20 protein-coding genes are annotated in these 21,719 nt (G+C 44.0%); 4 read left to right on the forward strand and 16 right to left on the reverse strand.

Annotated elements, in window-relative coordinates; translation table 11 throughout:
* Nucleotides 1-81: 81 nt before the first annotated feature.
* The 9 genes from POW22_RS05435 to POW22_RS05475 all read right to left on the reverse strand — a co-directional run bounded on the left by POW22_RS05435 (nucleotide 82) and on the right by POW22_RS05475 (nucleotide 10,051).
* Complete coding sequence (locus POW22_RS05435) at nucleotides 82-1,326, reverse strand: porin family protein (RefSeq protein ID WP_272831610.1); 1,245 nt, start codon at nucleotides 1,324-1,326, stop codon at nucleotides 82-84.
* 85 nt (nucleotides 1,327-1,411) lie between these two features.
* Nucleotides 1,412-2,113: a sulfite exporter TauE/SafE family protein gene (locus POW22_RS05440; protein WP_272831611.1), complete on the reverse strand. Its 702-nt coding sequence runs from the start codon at nucleotides 2,111-2,113 to the stop codon at nucleotides 1,412-1,414.
* Nucleotides 2,114-2,566, reverse strand: coding sequence for a FixH family protein (locus tag POW22_RS05445; protein WP_272831612.1), 453 nt, complete (start codon nucleotides 2,564-2,566; stop codon nucleotides 2,114-2,116). It abuts the gene before it with no gap.
* 12 nt (nucleotides 2,567-2,578) lie between these two features.
* Nucleotides 2,579-4,000: a cytochrome c oxidase accessory protein CcoG gene (gene ccoG, locus POW22_RS05450; RefSeq protein WP_272831613.1), complete on the reverse strand. Its 1,422-nt coding sequence runs from the start codon at nucleotides 3,998-4,000 to the stop codon at nucleotides 2,579-2,581.
* Nucleotides 4,001-4,010: 10 nt separating this feature from the next.
* On the reverse strand, nucleotides 4,011-4,976 hold the full coding sequence (locus tag POW22_RS05455; RefSeq protein ID WP_272831614.1) for a cbb3-type cytochrome c oxidase N-terminal domain-containing protein: 966 nt from the start codon (nucleotides 4,974-4,976) through the stop codon (nucleotides 4,011-4,013).
* Complete coding sequence (locus POW22_RS05460; protein WP_272831615.1) at nucleotides 4,973-5,167, reverse strand: CcoQ/FixQ family Cbb3-type cytochrome c oxidase assembly chaperone; 195 nt, start codon at nucleotides 5,165-5,167, stop codon at nucleotides 4,973-4,975. Before POW22_RS05460 ends, POW22_RS05455 begins: the two co-directional genes overlap by 4 nt.
* A 2-nt stretch (nucleotides 5,168-5,169) precedes the next feature.
* Nucleotides 5,170-7,380, reverse strand: coding sequence for a cytochrome-c oxidase, cbb3-type subunit I (gene ccoN, locus POW22_RS05465; RefSeq protein WP_272831616.1), 2,211 nt, complete (start codon nucleotides 7,378-7,380; stop codon nucleotides 5,170-5,172).
* A 10-nt stretch (nucleotides 7,381-7,390) separates the two neighbouring features.
* On the reverse strand, nucleotides 7,391-7,588 hold the full coding sequence (gene ccoS, locus POW22_RS05470) for a cbb3-type cytochrome oxidase assembly protein CcoS (protein WP_272831617.1): 198 nt from the start codon (nucleotides 7,586-7,588) through the stop codon (nucleotides 7,391-7,393).
* A gap of 60 nt (nucleotides 7,589-7,648) precedes the next feature.
* Nucleotides 7,649-10,051 carry a heavy metal translocating P-type ATPase gene (locus tag POW22_RS05475; RefSeq protein WP_272831618.1) on the reverse strand — a complete coding sequence of 801 codons (2,403 nt, stop codon included), beginning with the start codon at nucleotides 10,049-10,051 and terminating at the stop codon, nucleotides 7,649-7,651.
* Nucleotides 10,052-10,167: 116 nt separating this feature from the next.
* Between POW22_RS05475 and POW22_RS05480 the strand changes: the two genes are divergently transcribed.
* Entirely contained in the window at nucleotides 10,168-11,025 is an 858-nt protein-coding gene (locus tag POW22_RS05480; RefSeq protein WP_272831619.1) for a universal stress protein, read from the forward strand.
* Here the strand turns inward: POW22_RS05480 and POW22_RS05485 are convergent.
* The 4 genes from POW22_RS05485 to POW22_RS05500 form a co-directional block, all read right to left on the reverse strand.
* Nucleotides 11,022-11,861, reverse strand: a complete 840-nt coding sequence (locus POW22_RS05485) for a universal stress protein (RefSeq protein ID WP_272831620.1) — start codon at nucleotides 11,859-11,861, stop codon at nucleotides 11,022-11,024. The two genes, POW22_RS05480 and POW22_RS05485, sit on opposite strands and share 4 nt — an antisense overlap.
* Nucleotides 11,862-11,933: 72 nt before the next feature.
* A complete protein-coding gene (locus POW22_RS05490) occupies nucleotides 11,934-12,758 on the reverse strand; it encodes a universal stress protein (RefSeq protein ID WP_272831621.1) in 825 nt (274 codons plus the stop codon).
* Nucleotides 12,759-12,824: 66 nt separating this feature from the next.
* On the reverse strand, nucleotides 12,825-13,886 hold the full coding sequence (locus tag POW22_RS05495) for a response regulator (RefSeq protein ID WP_272831622.1): 1,062 nt from the start codon (nucleotides 13,884-13,886) through the stop codon (nucleotides 12,825-12,827).
* Nucleotides 13,876-15,114, reverse strand: a complete 1,239-nt coding sequence (locus POW22_RS05500; protein ID WP_272831623.1) for a PAS domain-containing sensor histidine kinase — start codon at nucleotides 15,112-15,114, stop codon at nucleotides 13,876-13,878. Before POW22_RS05500 ends, POW22_RS05495 begins: the two co-directional genes overlap by 11 nt.
* 97 nt (nucleotides 15,115-15,211) lie before the next feature.
* Here POW22_RS05500 and POW22_RS05505 point away from each other — a divergent pair, with 97 nt between their 5' ends.
* Genes POW22_RS05505 through deoC form a run of 3 tightly spaced genes read left to right on the forward strand, consistent with a single transcriptional unit; the run spans nucleotide 15,212 to nucleotide 16,563 of the window.
* Entirely contained in the window at nucleotides 15,212-15,619 is a 408-nt protein-coding gene (locus POW22_RS05505; protein ID WP_272831624.1) for a hypothetical protein, read from the forward strand.
* 4 nt (nucleotides 15,620-15,623) lie between these two features.
* Nucleotides 15,624-15,920, forward strand: a complete 297-nt coding sequence (gene trxA, locus POW22_RS05510) for a thioredoxin (RefSeq protein WP_272831625.1) — start codon at nucleotides 15,624-15,626, stop codon at nucleotides 15,918-15,920.
* Nucleotides 15,907-16,563: a deoxyribose-phosphate aldolase gene (deoC, locus tag POW22_RS05515; RefSeq protein ID WP_272831626.1), complete on the forward strand. Its 657-nt coding sequence runs from the start codon at nucleotides 15,907-15,909 to the stop codon at nucleotides 16,561-16,563. The genes trxA and deoC overlap by 14 nt, the downstream gene beginning before the upstream one ends.
* A gap of 65 nt (nucleotides 16,564-16,628) precedes the next feature.
* Here the strand turns inward: deoC and POW22_RS05520 are convergent, their stop codons facing one another.
* The 3 genes from POW22_RS05520 to POW22_RS05530 form a co-directional block, all read right to left on the reverse strand.
* A complete protein-coding gene (locus POW22_RS05520) occupies nucleotides 16,629-17,462 on the reverse strand; it encodes a universal stress protein (RefSeq protein ID WP_272831627.1) in 834 nt (277 codons plus the stop codon).
* Between the two features lie 136 nt (nucleotides 17,463-17,598).
* Nucleotides 17,599-18,984 carry an MBL fold metallo-hydrolase gene (locus POW22_RS05525; RefSeq protein ID WP_272831628.1) on the reverse strand — a complete coding sequence of 462 codons (1,386 nt, stop codon included), beginning with the start codon at nucleotides 18,982-18,984 and terminating at the stop codon, nucleotides 17,599-17,601.
* Between the two features lie 120 nt (nucleotides 18,985-19,104).
* Nucleotides 19,105-21,684 carry a DUF6923 family protein gene (locus tag POW22_RS05530; protein ID WP_272831629.1) on the reverse strand — a complete coding sequence of 860 codons (2,580 nt, stop codon included), beginning with the start codon at nucleotides 21,682-21,684 and terminating at the stop codon, nucleotides 19,105-19,107.
* Between the last annotated feature and the right edge of the window lie 35 nt (nucleotides 21,685-21,719).

Genomic DNA, 21,719 nt, shown 5'->3' on the forward strand with positions numbered 1-21,719 from the left:
CTACGGTATGCTTACAGATTAGAAATATGATCAAAAAGCGCGAACTGTTATAACAGCCCGCGCTTTTTTTATGTTTGAATTTTACTGAATCAAAGGGATCTGATATCCCAGAACAAAGTTGAAGCTGGGTACATCAGAACTGTACTGGAAAGTTGTAGCCGCGAAAGGATCTTTGCCAATATCTACGTTGGCTCGACCAAAGAATTGCTTGTATTTGGCGCCAGCACCTATGGACAGGTAGCCATAACTCCCATTGGTAGTATTGAAGTCGTTTGCCGTTACCGCTCGCTCAATGCTGATCTCGCTCACAATATCTACATGGTATCCCGCTTCTAAAGATATTTTCACATCTGGATTTACTGGAATATAGTAACGAGCACCGATGGGCATATTCACGGTGTTCACCGTTAAAGTCACTTCTTGCTCAGGAGTATTTACAGAAGACAGCTCTTGAGTTATGGTGCTTTCAAAGTTTCCATTTTTAGCAAAACCGAGGTAAAGCGCGAATCCATTGTTATTAAAGGGAAGCACCACTTCAAGTTCAGCTCCGAATCTCAAATTGGTTTGTCCTCCAAAATCACCTCCAAGTCTAGCGCTGGCAGCGTTTTTAACGTTATAGGAGCTTGAATTGAATCCTGCGAACACATTCACGTTAAGAAGGGTAGTTGTTTTTGTCTTTCGTTCAACTACATAATTGGGGTCCATACAGACATTGTAGTTTTCAAAAAGCTTTCTCAAGGAGTTTCTCGAATAGCTCAAGTTTTCAAAATCTGAAAAGCTTAAGGTACTACATTCCTTCATGGCATTGGCCAATTGTTGCTTGTATTGATTGTTGCTGGCAACCTTTTTATCCTTCAAATAGCGCACGTAAACCAAGGCTTCCACAGACTCATCGTCTTGACTTAAGAAGTATTCGCGCAATCCTCCGTTTTCATAAAAATACAAGCTAGTTGGTCCTGCGACTATAACTTCTAAAAAGCCCGTGCGAGTTTCAAATTCTGGGTCTTTGGAAAAGTTGAGGTTGTTCAAATTGTCTGAGGTCACATCGAGCTCAAAGGTCTTTTTCACATAGTCTACCTGTCCGTCAATTCCAAAGCCTTGAATTTGATTCAGTCTCAAGGTTTCTGTGTCACCTTCTGGAGTGATTCTAAAGTCAATGCTGTTGGGACTATTCTTCCAGTCTACATTTTTTACGTAACCGTTTATTTGTTGCCCGGCATTGTCTAAATAGTAACCCGCTTTGAACTTGTTTTGAGCTGTTAAAGTGGCAGCGCTTAAACTGATGAGGATAGTAGCGAGCACTAATTGAAGTAATTTTTTGTTCATAGGTTAGTGTATATATTTCCCCCAAGTTACAAAGCAACATGCGTAATGGTGCTCGTCTTAAGAAGGTTTTAATACTTGACCGAGCTCAATGACACTCCATTTTTGCTTCTATTTTCTGCGGATTCAGTTTGGGTGACACATAGGGAATTCCCAAGCCGAGTCCTCTTAGAATAAACAAACACGCAATAAGCGCTACCATAACTGGGATCGCTTTGCGAATTTTGAGCTGCATAGTCTTATTAAGAAAATTCCCTGCATAAATGGCTCCGGTCATCAGCGGCAGCGTTCCTGCACCAAAGAGGACCATGTACAGACTTCCCTGCCAAGGATTGGCTAAAGCCAAGGAACCAAACACCGCCATATACACCAATCCACAGGGTAAAAAACCGTTGAGCAAGCCCAAGGTTAAAAAGGTGTCTGGACGTTTTGATTTCAATGCTTTACCCATTGCTGACTTCAACTTCCCGATGGCCAAAGCCAAGGGTTTGGACAGGCTGTATTTGAATAAGACGCGCTGCGGAATGGCTACCGTTAGCAGTAATAAGACTCCTGCCAGAATACTCAGGTATTGTTGAGCTCCGAAGAGCGATAAACTTCGGCCTAGAAATCCAAAGATCAAACCCAATAGACCATAAGCTGTGAATCTGCCCAAATGATAGCTGGCAATTTGTAAGAGTTGTAATTTCTTGTTGTCTCTACTAACTGGCAATAAAAAAGCAATCGGGCCGCACATGCCAACGCAGTGCAAACTACCCAAAAGACCCAATATGAAGCCAGAGACTAACATTTAATAATTGATTGAGGTTTCGTATAAGAAGGGTTTGCCTTCATGCTGCCAGGTGACGCTTATGTTCCAGCGACCGTCCAACAAACGGGTTTCAGGTATGAGCAAATTGGATTCCGATAGAACAAATGGAAAGTCGGAATCGAGGTGCTTGTCGGACGGTCTGTATAGGAACACATTGCCTTTAATTTTGTTTTGAAGCTCTTTTGGGAACTCCAATACCCAGCCTTCTGCAGTTTTTTTACCGCGGATGGGTTCGGAGAGGATGGCCAGATTCTGTCGAGCTTCCAATTGCTCGTTGAGAATCAACTCTTGTTTGTAATAGTCTTCCACGACCAGTTCGTGATCGAACTTAGAATCGGTCATCATGGTGATGACAAAATACAGAATGAATCCAATGAACAGCAACATGCCGATCACCAATCCTGTTCCCCAATTTAATTTTACAGTGCTCATACCGTTTGAATTTTATTGATAACTAATAGGGCCTAAAAAGGTTGTCTTAGCCGTTTCGATGAGCTCTTCACCGCTATAGACCCCGATTTTTAATTTGATATTGTCTGAATCGACCTCGCTTCTTGGGATGTCGATGTATAAGGTGCCTTCTTCCAATCCTTGCCGCGCCACATCAAAAGCATCCATACTTACTATGGTGACCGTTCCTTCATGTGAAAGCAGTTTAAAGGTGACATCAGCTACCTCCTCACTGGTCTTATTAACTAGTTTATAGGTATACACATTGCTGATGATGTTGTTCTCCTTCTTTTGATATAACTGCCCGGGCAGCCTCAAGATGGTTGCCTCTAGATCGTTTCTCAAAAACAGCATTCCTGCAAAGATCCCGGTTAAGATCAGCAAGACTGCTGAGTAGCCTTTAAGACGCGCATTAAAAGTGAATTTGGCTTTCTTTTCAATATTGTCTTCACTGGCATAACGGATCAATCCTTTGGGTAAGTTCACCGCTTCCATCATGGAATCACAAGCGTCAATACAAGCGGTGCAATTCACACATTCTAACTGCGTTCCGTTTCTAATATCGATTCCCGTTGGACAAACATGTACACATTGAAAACAATCAATACAGTCGCCTTTTCCGCTGGCAACGCGATCTTCATTCTTCTTGAATTTAGCGCGACCGGCTTCCTTTTCCCCACGTTTATGATCATAAGCCACAACAATGGATTTATTATCCAAAAGGACCCCTTGCAGACGGCCGTAGGGGCAAGCGATTACACAAACCTGTTCTCTAAACCAAGCGAACACAAAGTAGAATACCGCCGTAAAGATGAGCAGGGAAATAAAGGTGCTCATATTCTCTAAAGGCCCTTCTGTGACGTATTCCAAAAGTTTGTCGCTGCTGATCAGATAAGCCAGGAACACATTAGCGATCAAAAAGGAAATGATAAAGAACACCGTCCATTTGGTGGCGCGTTTTCTGATCTTTTCTGCATTCCACGGCTGTTTGTCCAAGCGGATCTGCTTCCCGCGGTCACCTTCTATCCAATACTCAATGCGTCTAAAGACCATTTCCATAAAGATGGTTTGCGGACAGATCCATCCGCAGAAAATTCGGCCAAAGGCAACGGTAAAGAAGATCACAAAGACCACCCCAATGATCATCATGATCACAAAGAGGTGAAAGTCCTGAGGCCAAAATGGAAAACCAAAAATATTAAAGCGGCGTTCCAGCACGTTGAGCAACAGAAACTGATTTCCGTTGACCTTGATAAATGGAGCAGAGAACAAAAAAGCCAGTAGCACATAGCTAACTATTTTGCGGTACTCGTAAAAGCGGCCGCTGGGCTTTTTAGGATAGATCCAAGCGCGCTTACCCTTCTCATCGATGGTGGCAATGCTGTCTCTAAATACTTCGTTCTCGGGGGTTTCCATTATTTGGTGCTTAGTTCATTGAAATTCCAGCAGTCGCTGTGGAATCGTTGATCACTTCTGAGGATTCCAGTTCTGACTCGGTTGTTTCGGGAGCCGGATTCGGATCGATCCACAATTCACCATCAGCAGGGAGCGCATCCAGAGGATTACTCCCTTGCATGCTGAGTACATAACTGGCCAATTGTGCGATCTCATTCGGGGTAAAGGTTCTGTTCCAGTTTACCATCCCTTTTCCAGGGCGACCTCCTTTGGAGATAGTGGTAAATACATTGGAGATCCCTCCGCCTAAGATCCAATACTCATCAGTAAGGTTAGGTCCTGTTGAACCACCACCATCGGCTTTATGGCAAACAGCACAGTTGCGCTCAAATCGATTTTTGCCAGCGCTGAGGTCTGCAGCATCAGTAAGCATAACCACGGTGGATGCATCCACCATATCCTTGGCCTGAGACTTATAGGCTTCAATAGCCAAGCGGGCTTCTTCCATCTCGATCTCAAACTCAGTCGCTTGATCTTCTCCTTCAAAAATGTGATACTTCGCCATATAGATCACTCCAAAAACTATGGTCACATAGAATCCATAGAGCCACCAGGGCGGGAGCTTGTTGTCCAGTTCTTTGATCCCGTCATAGTTGTGATCTAAAATGATCTCTCCCTCTTCTTCTAATGGACGACTGCCCAAGAGCTTTTGATAAATGCGCTTGAGTCCTGCAAACTGATTGGCTTTAGCTTCTGCGGTTGCGGCGTCGTAGCGGGCGCGTTTTTCTTCATCCATGGCGCGGTAAAGGATGCTGTTCAAGGCCTCCACGCTGTACTCAATAGCCATGGCAAAAATGAAGACAAACACAATTACTCCCCAAAGAATAGGGTATTTGGCAAAGGTGTATTCGGAGCCCGAGTCTACCACCCAATCTAACACAAAGTAAGACAGCACGGTGACCAGGGCTACTCGTAAATAAGCGTTCGTATTTTTCATGATGTTGTGTTTAGTGAGTTATCGTCTTCCTCTAAAGGAAGGTTGCTGACTTTTCTAATGTGCTCTTTCTTGGCGGTCAATACCCACCAAAAAAGTAGGGTGAAGAACACAAAAAAGATGAGCAGTGAGATGATGGGGTAGATCTGAACCCCGTCGATTTGTTCTAAGGAACCTTTTACAAATTTTAGCATGACTAGGGTGTGTTTTTAGCAGTTACTTCCTCATTGGTCTCAATCATAATGTCGGTGCCTAAGCGCTGCAGATAGGCAATAAGTGCAACTACTTCTCGGTCCTTCATTTCAATAAAATCTGGATTGCCATCATTTTTGGCTTCCGTATAACTCTCTTTAAAGTCTGGATCGTTCATCAAGTTGCTCTCAATTTGAGCGCCTTGTTCATCCATCCAACTTTGAGCGCGGGTAATGTCCTCATCCGTATAAGGGACACCCAGACTCACCATGGCGCGCATTTTTACTTCGGTCTTAGACTTGTCCAGCTCGTTTCTAATGAGCCAAGTGTATTTAGGCATGATGGAGCCTTCTGATACGGACTGCGGATTGTTGAAGTGACGCAGGTGCCAACTGTCGTTGTATTTACCACCTATACGCATCAAATCAGGTCCTGTGCGTTTGGATCCCCAAAGGAATGGGTGATCGTATACATATTCTCCAGAGCGCGAATACAGATTCTTGTCGGTCCAGTCATAGCGTTTCACCTCCGATCGGAACGGACGGATCAATTGCGAGTGACAGGCGTTACAACTCTCGCGGATATAAATGTCTCGACCTTCTAACTCCAAAGGTGTATAAGGCTTCACCGTGGTGATTCGCGGAACATAATCGTCCACCAAAAGGGAAGGAACAATTTGAACCATACCTCCAATAAGAATGGCAATGGTAGCATAAATGGTCAAACGAACCGGGCGGCGCTCCAACCAAGTGTGGTAGCCCTCTTTTCCGGTGCGTTTTGCTGTTACGCGTTGCAGCGGAGCAGCTTCTGCCAACTCGTCGGTTACTTTACTGCCTTGTTTTACGGTCTGTACAATGTTGTAGATCATTACTATTGCTCCAACGATATACAAACTACCTCCAATGGCGCGCATCCAATACATCGGCATGATCTGGTCTACAGTTTCTAAGAAGTTACCGTAGGTCAATGAACCGTCTGGGTTGAACTGCTTCCACATAGAAGCCTGAACAAATCCAGCGACGTACATCGGCAAAGCGTAAATGATGATCCCTAAGGTCCCGATCCAGAAGTGTGCATTAGCCAATCGAATTGAATACAAAGAGGTCTTAAACAGTTTTGGGAACAACCAATAGATCATACCAAAGGTTAAGAAACCGTTCCAAGCCAAGGCTCCAATATGCACGTGAGCAATGATCCAGTCACTAAAGTGAGCAACGGCGTTGATGTTCTTTAGCGAAAGCATTGGGCCTTCAAAGGTTGCCATCCCATAACCGGTGATCGCAACAACCATAAATTTCAAAACTGGGCTCGTGCGGACTTTATCCCAAGCACCGCGAAGCGTCAAGAGTCCGTTGATCATACCACCCCAAGAGGGAGCGATAAGCATCACTGAGAAAGCAACCCCTAAATTCTGAGCCCAATCCGGTAGAGCAGAATACAACAAGTGGTGCGGTCCTGCCCAGATATAAATAAAGATCAACGACCAAAAATGAACAATGGAAAGACGGTATGAATAGACTGGTCTGTTCGCAGCTTTTGGTACAAAATAGTACATTAGACCTAAGAAAGGCGTGGTCAAAAAGAAGGCCACCGCATTGTGCCCATACCACCATTGCACCAAGGCGTCTTGAACTCCAGCATAGGCAGAATAACTCTTTAAAGCACCCACAGGCATTTCAATACTATTCACAATGTGCAGTACCGCAACGGTAACGAATGTGGCTAAGTAGAACCAGATCGCTACATAAAGGTGACGCTGTCTTCTGCGCAGTATGGTCCCGATCAGGTTAATTCCAAAGACTACCCAGATCAAGGCAATGGCAATGTCAATGGGCCATTCCAATTCGGCGTATTCCTTAGAAGTAGTATACCCTAATGGGAGCGTGATCGCTGCAGATACGATGATCAGCTGCCATCCCCAGAAATTGATCTTACTCAAAAGATCACTGAACATTCTGGTCTTAAGCAGGCGTTGGGTAGAGTAGTAGACCCCCGCAAAGATCGCGTTGCCCACAAAGGCAAAGATCACCGCGTTGGTGTGTAGTGGTCTCAATCTACCAAAGCTCAGCCAAGAAATTCCATCAGTCAAGTTGGGGAACATAAACATAAAGGCCAGCAGGAGCCCTACGGACATCCCTATGATGCCCCAGAAAATACAGGCTATCAGGAAATTTTTGACAATTTTGTTGTCGTAATAAAACTGTTGTGTTTCCATAGATTTACGGTTACTCGTTGGTTGAATTTTTTATAGTTGTAGCTGATGTTTCTGATGCTTCTTGCACCAGTTCATCTTCAAATAGCATGCGTACGGCAGGAGTGTAAGTGTCATCGTATTGGCCTCGTTTTACCGAGACTATAAAGGCGACAAAAAAGACGATCGCCACGCAGATGCTCACACTTAACAAGAGAAAAATAATACTCATACCTGATTAGAATATTGGCGTAAAAGTAGGTGCGGGTCGTTACGGAAAATATGACAATGGTCAGTTTCGATTTTTTATCGCGGATTTAAGCAATCGACTTCCAAAAAAGCGGGTGCTGATGGTGGTAAAAATCACAATGCTGATGGAACTCAACGGCATGAGAATAGCCGCAACTACAGGTTCTAAATGTCCCGTAACGGCAAACCCCAAACCGATGAGGTTGTATAGCACCGAGATTCCAAAACACGCATAGATGATGCGTTTTCCCAGGCCAGCCAGTGCAAAGAACACCGGTAGCTTTTCAAAGGAGTTGGCTTGAAGAATCGCATCAGAAGCGGGGGTGAATACATTAGTATCCTCGGCTATGGCGATCCCAATATCGCTTTGAGCCATGGCTCCGGAATCGTTGAGGCCGTCCCCGATCATCATGACCTTTTCTCCTTGCTCTTGCAGCGTTTTCACATAGTCTAATTTGTCTTGAGGCTTTTGATTGTAGCGTACTTCTGTATGCTCTGGTAAAAAACTATTCAAACGTTCTGCTTGACTGTCATTATCTCCAGTGAGCACTGCTATCTTTTTATTTCGACCTAATACGGCCAATAAGTGTTTTAAGCCCGGTCTGTATTCACTCTGAAAAACATAATGCCCTTTGTAGTTGCTTCCGCTACTGATATGAACCACTGCTCCTTCATGATTGGAATTGGCTTGAGCGTGGACAAATTTGGGAGCGCCAATTTTAAGGTGCTGATTGTCTTTTGCTGCGGATATCCCTTGGCCCAAGGTTTCTGAAAAATCATCCAAAGTGACAATTTCCTGTTCTTCTAAGGTGTTGTATAAGCTTCTGCTCAAAGGGTGGTTGGAAGCTCTTAGCGAGCTGTAGAGCAAACGCTGTTCTTCAATGCTCAATGGGATTCCATGATAGGAAAAAGCACTCTGGGCAGGCGTACTCAAGGTTCCGGTTTTGTCAAAAACAACCGTATCGATCTCGCTCCAGTTTTCAATGACGGCGGCGTTTTTTACATAGCATTTATGCCGCCCAAAGAGTCGAACTAAATTCCCCAAAGTAAAAGGAGCACTCAAGGCAATAGCACAAGGACAAGCCACAATTAAAACTGCCGTGATCACATTGAACATCATACTCGGAGCTATGAACCACCACGCAATACCACTGATGATCGCAATGCTCACAATGGCAAGTGTAAAACGCTTGCTGATCTGGTCCGTCAAACTCTGGAAGCGCAATTCGGATTGTTTTTCAAAGGCTTTATTGCCCCACAATTGGGTGAGGTAACTTTGGCTTACGGTTTTGCTCACCTCCAATTCAATGGAAGCTCCACATTGTTTGCCGCCCGCAAAGATGGCAGATCCAGCCTCCTTGTGAATGGGTAAGGCTTCTCCCGTGACAAAGCTGTAATCAATAAGGGCCTCTCCGCGGATCAAAACACCATCAACGGGAATGATCTCGTTGGAGCGGATCAGTAGGGTATCTCCCTTTTGAATTTCTTTTAAAGCGATCTGCTCCTCAATAAGTTTACTGCCTTTACGGTCAATTCGCGTAACTCCTAAGGGGAAATAGGATTTGTAATCACGCTCAAAGGACAAATAGGAATAGGTCTTTTGTTGAAAGAATCGCCCTAAAAGCAAAAAGAAAACCAAGCCACTCAGGCTGTCAAAAAAGCCAGGGCCCCAATCCATCATTACATCGATCACGGAGCGAATAAATAGAACACTAACCCCCAAAGCTATTGGAAGATCAATATTGAGCATGCGGGATCGTAAGCCCTTGATTGCTGCTTTAAAATAATCCGAAGCTGCGTAGAAAACCACAGGTAGTGAGAAGAGCAACATAATGGTTCTGAACATCGGCTTGTAATGTTCCAACCAGATCTCATCCACATCAAAATACTCTGGGAAGGATAGAAACATAATGTTCCCAAAAGCAAAACCGGCAATTCCGAATTTGTAGATCAGGCTACGGTCCTTAGATTTCTTTTTTACTTCTGCAGAGGCCAAACTGATCTTTGGGGTATACCCTATGCGATCCAAAAGCAATACCAGTGCCTTTAGGGGTAGTTCTTCTTGATTGAATTGAATCTGTGCCTTTTTAGCGGGAAAGTTGACGGTACTGTTATACACGCCTGGATGCAGTTTGGAAAGGTTTTCCAGAACCCAAATACAAGAACTGCAGTGAATGGCGGGGATCTCAAAACTGATGATCTGTCTTTTGCCTTCACTGAATTGCAATAGTTCCTCGGTAATGGCCTCGTTGTCTAAGTAGTCAAAATGTTCACTGACCTTATTTTGCGAGGTTCCTGGGGTGCGTTCCAGTTCATAATAGTAATCCATCCCGTTTTGGTGCAAAATGTCAAAGACGGTTTTACAGCCGTTACAACAGAACGATTTTGCTTCGTGAATAATGGGCGATTTGCCACAAGGGTCGCCACAATGATAACAGGCTTCCATATAAATTTGCTCTAATACCTCAGGCAAAGGTGGGCCTCAACACTCGGAAGAACTATGACCGTTGTCATAACTTATGTGGATGGGTTGGGAGTATCTTTCATTAACAATAAAGCCGTATGATGAATAAGATCCTTCTTTTAACCGATTTTAGCGATAATGCTACTCAGGCGATTCAATATGCCTTTAAATTGTGGCAAGGAAAGCCTTGTGAATTCTATGTGTTGAACATTCAGAAATCGTCAGACTTCACCACAGACGACCTGCTAACAGCTAAACCACATGAGAGCATTTTTACCAGTATCATTGCCGATAATAAATCGGCCTTAGATGCTTATATAGAAACATTGCGTCCGCTTATTGAAAACGAAGATTTCACCTTGATCCCGAAGGTGGATTATGACGTATTTACGGATTCGGTCAATCAAGTGATCAGCAATTACGTTATTGATTACGTGGTTTTGGGCACCAACGGTGTTAGTGATGCTCGGGAATCGCTCTTTGGGAGTAACGCGCTCCAGGTAATGCGCAAAGTGCATTGTCCGACATTGATTGTTCCCGAAGGTTTTGAGTTTAGACCTTTAAAAGAAGTTTTATTCACGCAAACTCAGCAGATCAAACCAAGTCCACAGCAACTTGAACCCGTAGTACGCTTGTTGGCAGGTCGCTGCAGTAACGTACACCTGTTGGGAATTCAGCCCGAATCGGAACCGAATTTGGGACAATTGGAACAGGGCTTAACCCAGTTGGCTGAGGACCCTTTTGGCGTTTTAGAAACAAAAGCTGTAGTTGAGTCACTTCAAGGATTGTCCGTGCCTCAGGCTGTAAATGCTTATGAGCAACTCAATGAGGTTGACTTGCACGTTTTTATGGTACAGCAGGAGTCTTTGCTGAGTCGATTCTTAAAAGGATCAGATAATGGAAAGATCAGCCACAAAACTCCAGTACCTCTATTAGTAATACACGCCGAGTCTTAGGCGTGTAGCGTGAGTACTGGAACCTTTGAATGGTAATTCAGCGCTCGTGACAAGGGCCTGCGGAACCACAGTGAAAAGATTCCGTGTTTTGGATTAATGAAAGCCACCATATCACTGTCTCTGCTTTGAACAAAGCAATTCAGACCCGTGGCAACATCGACATTCTCTAAGACGTGAAAGGTGTAGTCTATGCCGTTCAAATAGCCTTCTAATTCTTCTTTTTTAGCTTCTTGCTGCTCGTTAAAGGAACCTTCACAGATGTGTAATACACGCAATTTAGCCTTGCAAAGTCTTGTCATAGTGCAAAGGTTGTGCAGCTGATTTGTCTTGTAATTCTCTTTGTAGCTGGTTGGAAAAACGATCTCATTCATCGCGGTGAAATTCGCGGAGTTTGGTATGGCCAGTACAGGACAACAACGCACTTTTTCCATAACGGCGAGGGTGTTTCCTCCCAACAGCACATCTATGGCGTCTGTAGTTCCTTTAGTCCCCATCACAATAAGATCAATATCGTATTCTTTACAGGCATCCTCAATGGCGTCTGTTAAAAAGTTGTGTCGAGATAAATAGTGAAATTTGTGGTCTAGAGATTCATCTCTAAAGGCGAGTTGCCTAGATAATTTTTTTAGTCCCTTTTCTGAGGCTTTCTTGAGTTCTTGTAATTGGGGGATTCCCAGTTGAGAAGCCATAAGATTCTCTGAGACGGGGGTGTTGGGTGTATAACAATGTAAAAGGTAAAATTCGCAGCTTTCGCGATCCATGAGTTCAATGGCGTAGGTTATGGCGTTCCAGGAGTTTTTGGAGAAGTCGGTGGGCAATAGGATTCTATGTGTCATCGGTTTGTCTTTGGGTCCAAACTAGCCGATGTAGTCCAGTATAAAAATGATAAATATCAGTTCTAGAGGGCTTTACTCATGAAGTAACAGTACAGGAAGTTGGTTTTCAAACACAGAGGCATGGCCATTACTTGTTGGTTTGAAAAGGAGTTGTTCGCAAAAACTGCGATTCTTGGCCAGTAGTCCTAAAATTCCAATAGGGTTTTGCTGTTGATACTCATCCAGTGCCGCGTATAAGGCACCTCCCTTGATTTCTGCGAATGCTTGCGGGTCTTCAATAAATTCATTCAAGAACTCCCGATTGGCATTTTGAATGGCGCTCAGGTCTGGCTTGCTTTTGCTAAAGTGAAGTATCTTTAGCTTTAGATCATTAGTTGTGGTGAAATCCGTCAGTGTATTCAACACACTACTTTGGTAGTTGTTCTTGAAATTGGTTGCGAAAGCCAGACTGCGGTTCGATCCCATTTGAGCATTGGGAGGCACGATCAAAAATGGACATTGCACGCGGATGATCACATCTTGTGCAAAACGACCCAATTGCGGTTTTTTATCCGGTCCGCAGCAACCAATGACTATGAGATCAATTTGATGTTCAATGACCTGTTTACGCAATGCTTCTACGGGAGGTAAATCCACAAAAAAGACATCACTGCGATGCAATTTTGGATTTAAGCTTTTTTGAAAGTTTTGATGAAACTGTAGGAGTTTTATGCGCGCCGCGCCGCATTTTTTGCCTTTGCAAGGCAATTTTGGTTGTTTTGTTTTGGGCTTTGAATGGCAGTCAGAGACGTATAGTAAGTGGTAGTGTACCGGCTCATTGGCAAAGCAATTCGCGGCAAATGCTGCAGCCTTTGCTACGCTTTCTGAAAAGTCTGTGGCGATTAAAATCTTTCGCATGCTACCCATAATAAGTTCAAATGTAAATGGGTAGCGCGAACTAAAGAATGACAAAAATCAGTTTTGCTATTCCATGAGTTCTAAAGCTTGCAGATCGAGGATTTTGATGTTGCGTCCTTCTATGGCGATCCAGCCGTTCTTTTTGAATTGAGAAAGGGTTCTGATGAGACTTTCTGTGGCGATACCGGCTACACTGGCCAGATCATGGCGTGAGATTCTGATCTGGTCTTGGGTGCTGTCATTGAGAATTTCAGCAAACTGTAAAATAGTTTGGGCGGTCTTTCTGCGGACAGAACCGTAAGCCATTTGCAAAAGTTGTTCTTTGATGTGATTAATGTCATCAGCTAAAAGATTGATCAGCTCTAAGGTTAACTGCTGATTGTCTTGCAAAATATCTACAAACTCTTGCTTAGACACTACTAAAAGTTCTGCTGCTTCTAAGGCGGCGGTGGATTCATGATGTGCTCCGTTCTCCAGGAGTTGTTCCAAACCTAAAAAACTCCGTTCCTTACGAAGCGAAGTGATGAGTTCCTTGCCGTTCTCATCCATAGTAAAACATTTGACCACTCCGCTATTGATCAAATAAATTTGGTGAATACGATCGCCTTGTTCGTAGATGAGTTCTCCTTTGTCAAAGGATTGGAGTTCTCCTTTGTCGTTCAAAAAAGCAATGAGTTCCGGTAGGTTTTTTAAGTTCCCGGTTGTTGCTTCTTGTTCCAATTGCTGGGGATGTTCTCCTGCAGCTTGTAAGAGTGTAGATTTAGCCAGTCTACTTCTAATTGCGCTGAGCAGATCCTCCTCTTCACAGGGTTTGGTCAAATAGTCATCAGCACCCATGTCCATTCCCAAACGAACTTCTTTGTGTTCCGTCTTTGCGGAGAGAAAGATGAACGGAATGTGTTTGGTCTTATGGTGATCTGACAAGGCTTCCAATACCCCATAACCATCGATCTCTGGCATCATAATATCACAGATGATCAAATCGGGGATTTCACGCAAGGCCTCACTGATCCCTCTTTTTCCGTTAGGAGCGGTGATCATGTTATAGCCTTCCAGTTCCAGAAGTTCTGCGGTGTTCTCTCGCAGGATCGTATCGTCTTCTATTAACAGTATTTTTTTATGCTCCATGATTCGCTCTTGTTGGAATTTTAATAGTGAAAACAGAACCTTCGCCAGGTTTACTGACAAAAGAAATAGAACCGCCTAGGTTTTCAAGGTGGGTTTTTACAATGTTCAGACCTATACCTGTTCCTTGGGTAAGCAGCGCATTTTCTGCTCTGAAATAACGATTGAATATGTGTTTCTGATCTTCTAGAGGAATACCAATTCCTTGATCTTTTATGTCTAAAGTCAAGAATTCATCTTCTACTTGGCCCTCGATGGTCACGTGGGTGCCTTCTCCGGAATATTTTACCGCATTGCCCACCAAGTTAGACAAGACCAGTTCTAAGATCTTTTCATCAAAGATCAGTTCTACTTCTTCTAAATTTTCTGGATAATTGATTCGCTGTCCTTCTTTCAACAAGGTGTTAGCATCATAAACAACCTCGTTTAGCACTTTGCTCAAGGGAAATTGGCTGTGGTTGTAGCTGACCTTTCCCGTTTCTAAACGCTCAATGGAAAGGAAATCATTCAAAATATTATTGAGGTATTTAACCTTGCTTTTTATGGTGTTAAGATGCTTGTCGCGTTTGTCCTGTTGTTCTGAGGTCTTGTATTTGGAAATGAGCGTGGCCGAACTCAAAATACCGCTCAAGGGCGTTTTGAACTCATGAGATACTAAAGAGAGGAATTTGGTCTTTAACTCACCCAATTCACGCTCCTTAAGCAGCGCTTCTTTGGTCTTTGCTTCTGCTTCAATTCTTTTTTGAACCTCCTTGCGCAAGACTTTTACCGCCTCATCCAGCTCTTGGGTGCGCTCTTTGATCTTGTCCTCGAGTTGTTCATTGAGCTCTAAGATCTGCTGTTGTTGTTCGACCCGTTCGGAGATATCGATCACAATCGCCATTACGTAACGTTTGCCGTTGAGTTCAAACGGATTCAATCCTGCTTCTAAGGGAAACTGACTGCCGTCCTTGCGTTGGCCGTAAAGCTCTCGGCCTTTACCCATGCTGCGCTTGGCACTCTGATTCATAAACCCATCCACATAACCCACATGGGCCTTATGGTATTTCATAGGGATGAGAATGTTCAAAGGTTCTCCCATCAAATGCCCAGGCGGATATCCAAACATTTGATGCGCCGCTGTATTGGCAGAAGAAATGCGCTGGTCTGGAGCTACGACAATGATCCCTTCTGCAACGGCGTTGAAGATGGTTTCCACAATATTGATGTCTCCACTATTGGCTGGGTTCATTGCATTAAAAGTAATGATTTTTTAAAGCCTTTCCGCCCTGATAATTATCATTATTTTAGATCACCAGTTCCACTAGATTTATCTAAATTTAATCGTTATGAGTACACAAGAACCTTTAGCTCCTTTTTATCAACACCTTGGACATTTGTTTTATGCCGTAGCGGCAAGCGATAAGGTGGTCAGAAACGCGGAAATCGAAACCATGCAGGCCTTGGTTTTATCTAAGTGGGTGCCTTTGGGGGAAGCCTCGGATGAGTTCGATACCGATCTCGGTTATCACATTGAGATCGTTTTTGAGTGGTTAAAGCACAATGCCACTGACGCGGACGATTCCTTTCAGCGATTCGCCAATTATGCAGAAGAGCATCCTGACGAATTTACTCCCAAGCGAAGACAGATGATCTGGCAAACCGCCAATGATATTGCCGATGCCTTTAGCGGTACCAATAAATCTGAACTAATCATGCTCTCTAAGCTGCGACTGGTACTGAATAAAATTGCCTAAAACAATGAGCTCCTTCAAAGAATTAATAGCGAGTCACCCTTTGGTTTTGGTAGATTTTTTTGCCACTTGGTGCGGACCGTGTAAGGTCTTGGCGCCCGTCTTGTCTGAGGTCAAGCAAGAGGCTGGCGATCGGCTTAAGATTGTTAAGATCGATGTGGATAAGCATCCCAAGCTCGCTGCTGCGAAGCAAGTCCGCGGAGTACCCACATTGATCCTCTTTAAAGAGGGTCAACAGGTATGGCGACAATCTGGAGTACAATCTAAACAGGCCCTATTGCAGCTTTTAAATGAGCATAATTAATATGGAGATCAACCGATTAATTGATCATACTTTACTGCGTCCTACCGCTGCCAGCCAAGAGATCAAAGCGCTCTGTGAAGTCGCACTACAGTACAACTTCAAAGCAGTATGTGTGCCAGAAACCTATGTTGTAATCGCAAAGTCTATAGTAAAAGACAGCGCTGTAGAAGTATGCACTGTGGTTGGTTTCCCATTAGGGTATAGCTCCACAGAGGCAAAGAGAGATCAAGCGACCTTGGCCGTTAGTCAAGGGGCCACAGAAATTGATATGGTCATCAATCAAGGCTGGATGCAAGAAGGACTGTATTCCAAAATAGTGGATGAGATCGCAACTGTTAAAGAAGCTGTTGGAACCCATTGTTTAAAGGTCATCATAGAAACGGCAAACTTGTCTGACGTTCAAATTAGAAAGGCGGCGCAGTGTGTATTAAGCGGAGGGGCCGATTTCGTCAAGACTTCCACAGGTTTTGCAGCTCGAGGTGCGTCCATCCAAGACATTGAAATGCTATACCAAGAGTTAGGAGGGAAGCTCGGCATTAAGGCCTCTGGAGGAATCAAAACCCATGAGCAGGCGCTTGCTTTGATAAAAGCAGGCGCAACCCGTTTGGGAACCTCCAACGGACCTGCTTTATTAGCTCCATAAAAAAAGAGCGGATCTGCAGTAAGATCCGCCCTTGCGTTTGAAAAACATACTAAAACAATATTTCACTACATTTTCTGAGTGAGTACGGGTAGTACCGAATGGTTCACAACATCTTCACCTATACTGCCTGCAAAGAAATGCGCCAGTCCGCTTCTACCGTGGGTTGGGATCGCGATAGCGTCTGCCTTGTTGGAGAAGCTATAATTAAAGATCCCGTCTTCTACCGTGTAATCATTGTAATAATTCACGTCTTTTGGTCTTAGGTCTTCTATGCCCGCTTGTGCAAAGAACTTGTAGATTCTGTCTTCAATCTCAATGCTGGATCTAAAGCGTTCTCCCGGTAAGTTGATATAAAGCAACTCCATTTGTGCACCGAGTACTTTGATCAGTTTTCGGATCTGTTTAAAAGCTTCTATGTTCTCGCTTTTAAAGTCACAAGCAAAAACAACTTTTTCTAAATTGAAATCAGGCATATGATCTTTGATCACCAATACGGGAGTAGTCGCGGTTCGAACCACTTTTTCCGTGTTGGAGCCTACAAAGACCTCTTTAAGGCCTGTGCTGCCGTGAGATCCCATCACGATTAGATCAGCATCACAAGAAATAGCCACATCGTTGATCTCTGTAAAGTTGGTATAGTTCTTCACATTTTGGTGAACAGTAACACCTTCTAAATAGGGAACGTTCAAGAGCTCATCAAAGCGCTTTTCTGTCAGCTTCATATGATACATCGCCTCAAAGACCTCTTGAGATTCGTCTCGAGTCAATACGGCGTCGGTTAAGCCCATCATGTGAACTACATGAATGGAAGCCTGGTGTTTTTTAGCGATGGAAGCAGCGACTTCCATTGCGTATTTCGAATAGTCCGAAAAGTCTACGGGTACTAAGATATTTTTCATGGTTTATCAGTTTTATTTTGCTCAATCTTAGTTCAAAGATATCGAGCAGCTCTACGATAAAATATGACAATGGTCATACGGGCTCCTTCTTTTGGAACCAGTAACGCAGTATTGATAAACCTAAATGTATACGGGTTTAGGAAACGATTTCTAGACCTTCCTTTTTGATGGCAGCAAAGCCTCCAGCTACATCAATGACGTTGTGATAACCTCTGCGTTTCAGGATAGAAGCAGCGATCACAGAACGATAACCTCCAGCGCAGTGCACATAGAAATCACCTTCTTTTGGAAAGGCCTGGTAATGATCAGAAATAAAATCTAATGGAGTTAAGGCAACCTCTGGCAAATGGGCGGTTTCATACTCGCTTTCTTTACGAACGTCATAGACTTTGGCTCCGTTTTCTATAGCTGTCTTAAGATCAGCTGCGGAGACAGATCGCATATCGTCTGTTGCACGTCCTGAGGCTTCCCAAGCGACTACACCTCCATTTAGATATCCCAAAGTATTATCAAAGCCAACTCTGGAAAGGCGCGTTACGGCTTCTTCCTCTTTTCCAGGATCTACCACCAAAAGGATCGGCAGGGAAATATCAGCGATCAAAGCGCCCACCCATGGTGCGAAGCTCCCGTTAAGTCCTATGAAAATTGAACGGGGGATGTGCTTTTCAATAAAGTCAGCTTGATGTCTAACATCCAAAACAATGGCCTGATGTTGTTCTGCCAACTGTTCAAACTCTTCTGGTGAAAGCGCTCGTGTACCTTGAGCAACAACCGTATCAATGGATTGATACCCTTCTTTGTTAAGCTTGACGTTAAGCGGGAAGTATTTAGGCGGAGGTAAGAGTCCGTCCGTAACTTCTGAAATAAATTCTTCTTTGCTCATATCGGCTCTCAAGGCATAATTCATGCGCTTTTGATTCCCAAGGGTATCTACAGTGTCTGTGGACATATTCTTCCCGCAGGCAGAACCTGCTCCGTGAGCGGGATAAACAATGACCTCGTCTGGCAAGGTCATGATCTTAGCGCGCAGGCTATCGTAAAGCATGCCGGCAAGATCTTCTTGGGTCATGTCTGCAGCTTTTTGAGCCAGGTCAGGTCGGCCTACATCGCCTAAAAACAAAGTATCACCACTAAAAATAGCATGAGGACTTCCTGAAGCATCTTGCAGTAAATAGGTGGTGCTTTCCATAGTGTGTCCGGGAGTGTGCAGCACTTTAATAGTACAATCTCCAAGGGGGAATTCCTGACCATCTGTCGCGATCAAAGCGTCAAAGCTGGGGTTTGCCAAAGGGCCGTAAATGATAGGAGCACCGGTCTTTTCGGCTAGGGTAAGGTGACCGCTTACAAAGTCTGCGTGAAAGTGCGTTTCAAAAATATACTTGATGGTGCCGTCAATGGCGTTGGCCTTCTCTATATAAGGCGCAACTTCTCTAAGAGGATCAATAATTGCAACCTCTCCGTTGCATGAAATCATATAAGCCCCTTGAGCGAGACAACCTGTATATATCTGTTCGACTTTCATCGGCATAAGCAATTTAGGCAGCAAAAATACAAAATAAAAAAGGCCTCCCCTGAACTACCTATGAAAATCGGGGAGGCCGTTTGCTGTTGCTCGTCGCAACAACCCAACAATTACTAATCCTTATTGCACTACTATCTTGGTACTAGCAGTTTGTTGGGCACCCATTACGTTTACAATATATACTCCGTTTGGTAAGTTTAGCTCACCGATTGGAAGTTGGTTCATACCTACCGTGGCTTGAACTTCGATCTCTAAGATCAGTTGGCCTAGGGTGTTGTAGATATTTACTGTTTGGTCTTCTTTCGCATCAGCGTTCCAGTATAACTGACTCGCTCCTGTGATTGGGTTTGGACTTGCTTCGATTCCATTTACTTCTGGAAGGTCTGCAGGATCCTCAAGTTCTACAGTTTTGAAGTTCAACTTCCCAATTTCAACCTTGAGCTGTCGTAGGGATGCATCAGCCTCAAACGTGAATACTACTTGAGTGGTTAGTGAGAAATCACTCGCGATTCCGCTTGCACGACTGAACGACGACAAGCCCAAGGTATATGTTTTATACACTTCCTCCAGTGAGATCTGAGTTCTTGGCTGATCTGCCCAGTCTGTGATGTTAGACTGAACCAAAGTGATTTCCATAGTTCCTGTTCCCATAGCCTCGAATTCAAAGGCGTTGAAGTCTGCTAGAGAAACTGGTCTGAAGCGTGGATTGAATGATCTGTAGATCGCAGTGTAGTTCTCAAAACCAGCTTGTAGTTTCACACCACGCTCCAAGTAAATTCCATTGTCGTAGTCCATGTCTTCTTGGGCAGACACTTCATACTCACTGATAGCTAGGGTGCTGTCAGCTTCGTCAATTCCCCATACACCGTCTGAGAAGAACAAGTCGTCTGCAGTAGTACTCTCTGGAGATTCGATGCGGAATCCTAGGTCATAAAGAGCACCAGTGTTCAGGTTAAGTTCTTGAGCGTATTCTCCGCTAAGTGCAAGGTTTGCACTTACCGTTTGGATCTCTTCAGTCTCCGAGTAGCGAATACCTCCGTTGATAGTCACTTCTTCAGATCCTGTCTTGTTCACCATGGTTAAGATCAACTCTCCGTTGTTGTATTGTCCTTTGCGAACGTATACCTCTGGGGGGTTACTGGTAAAGATGTCACCAATCGGACGTTGTAGCTCTACAAGTCTTAGGAACTCTTCTCCTAATAGGTAGAGGTCATCAATTTTGTTCGCCCAGATCTGGAACGTGTAGTAGCTGTTTCCTTCACTGTAACGCTCAAGATTCCAGTGGCTCTCTATATCGAACTCAGCATCGTCAATTAGCGTGGCAGTAATGCTCACTACAAACTCTTGGCTTCCGTCAGGGTTTTTGATCTGAGATACGATATAAGGAGTCTCCTCAATCATGATCGTAGCTACATTCAATAGTTCTCCTCCTAGTAGACGGTCACAGATGTATTTAGTGTGCTCGTATACTTGGTTCTCTGTTTTCATTCCGAGTACAGCAGCGATAGGTTCTCCATTTCTCATGATGTCAATGGCCAGGATGTCTGTTGCATTCGTGATTCCAATTAAGTCTCCGGGGGTAGACTCAATGCTTTCTGTATCTGGTAGGACGTTGATCGGTAAGAAATCTGCAAGCTCGGGGGTAGTGCTAGCGCTCTTAGACTTTAAGGTCATTCTTGAGTCTAACACGGGCTGTGCAGTAGGATCAAATTTAAATCCGCTCTTAGATCGGTTATAGTTTCTTTTGCTGATCGCATCACCAAGGCGGTTGTTACTTTCCAATCCACCTTCGCTAGCTCCGGATGTGGCGTCCACAGTTGGGCAAGCAGCAACTCCGGAGCAGGAAGGATCATCACAATCAACCAAACCATCTCCATCATCATCAATTCCGTTGGTACAATCTTCTTGTGGAACTGGAGCTGTAGGGCAACGAGCACCATCATTACTTGAACTAGCAGGACCAAAAGCAAATAGATTTGAGTCTATAGTAGAACCTGGTTCAAGATCTTGTACACTTTGGATCACGTATAGTGTTCCTGTTTGATTAGCCGATACGTAGAAACGACCATCAGCGTCAAAGTATACAGCACCGTAGGTATAACGTAATCCTGAGAGGATTGGCACTTCACCAATAGCGATAACGTTTCCGTCTGCAGGGTCTACGCGGTATAAGATATTTGAGTTCTTTTCAACCGTATATAACATTCCGTCTACGGCGTTGAACGCCCAGTCGTGAATGCTTAGGTTGTCATTCATAGTTAGGTTAGGCAATCCAGTTAGGTAGTTTGGGGATTCTGGATTGATGTCTACGCGATAGATAGTAGTTCCACCTGGCTTTAGGTAGTAAACTCCATCTGCGCTAACGTCACCGATGTATCTTCCGTTTGTGGGTAGTGTTGGAATTACATATTCGGTTACGCTAAAGTTCTTTCCGATTCTTACGATCTTACGCTCTGTACTAGAAAGTGAACCCCAGATGAATCCGTCAGTTGGATTGTATCCGGCAGCGTTGATCTTATCTGTAGTAATGTCTTCGGCAACTAAAATTGAAGATCCTGAAGCCAAGTTCAATGCATAAACATCATTAAACTGGAACAGGTAGGCATTGTAGTCACAGTTAAAAGGCTCTTCTTGAGCGTTTAGGGCAGTAGCGCTAAGTAGGCTAATAAGTAGGGCAAATAATTGTAATTTTGTTTTCATGGGTGTTTGTTTATGGTGACAAATCTAGGTTAACC

Origin of the sequence: Gilvibacter sediminis, from assembly GCF_028561565.1 — a bacterium.
GTDB lineage: Bacteria > Bacteroidota > Bacteroidia > Flavobacteriales > Flavobacteriaceae > Gilvibacter > Gilvibacter sediminis.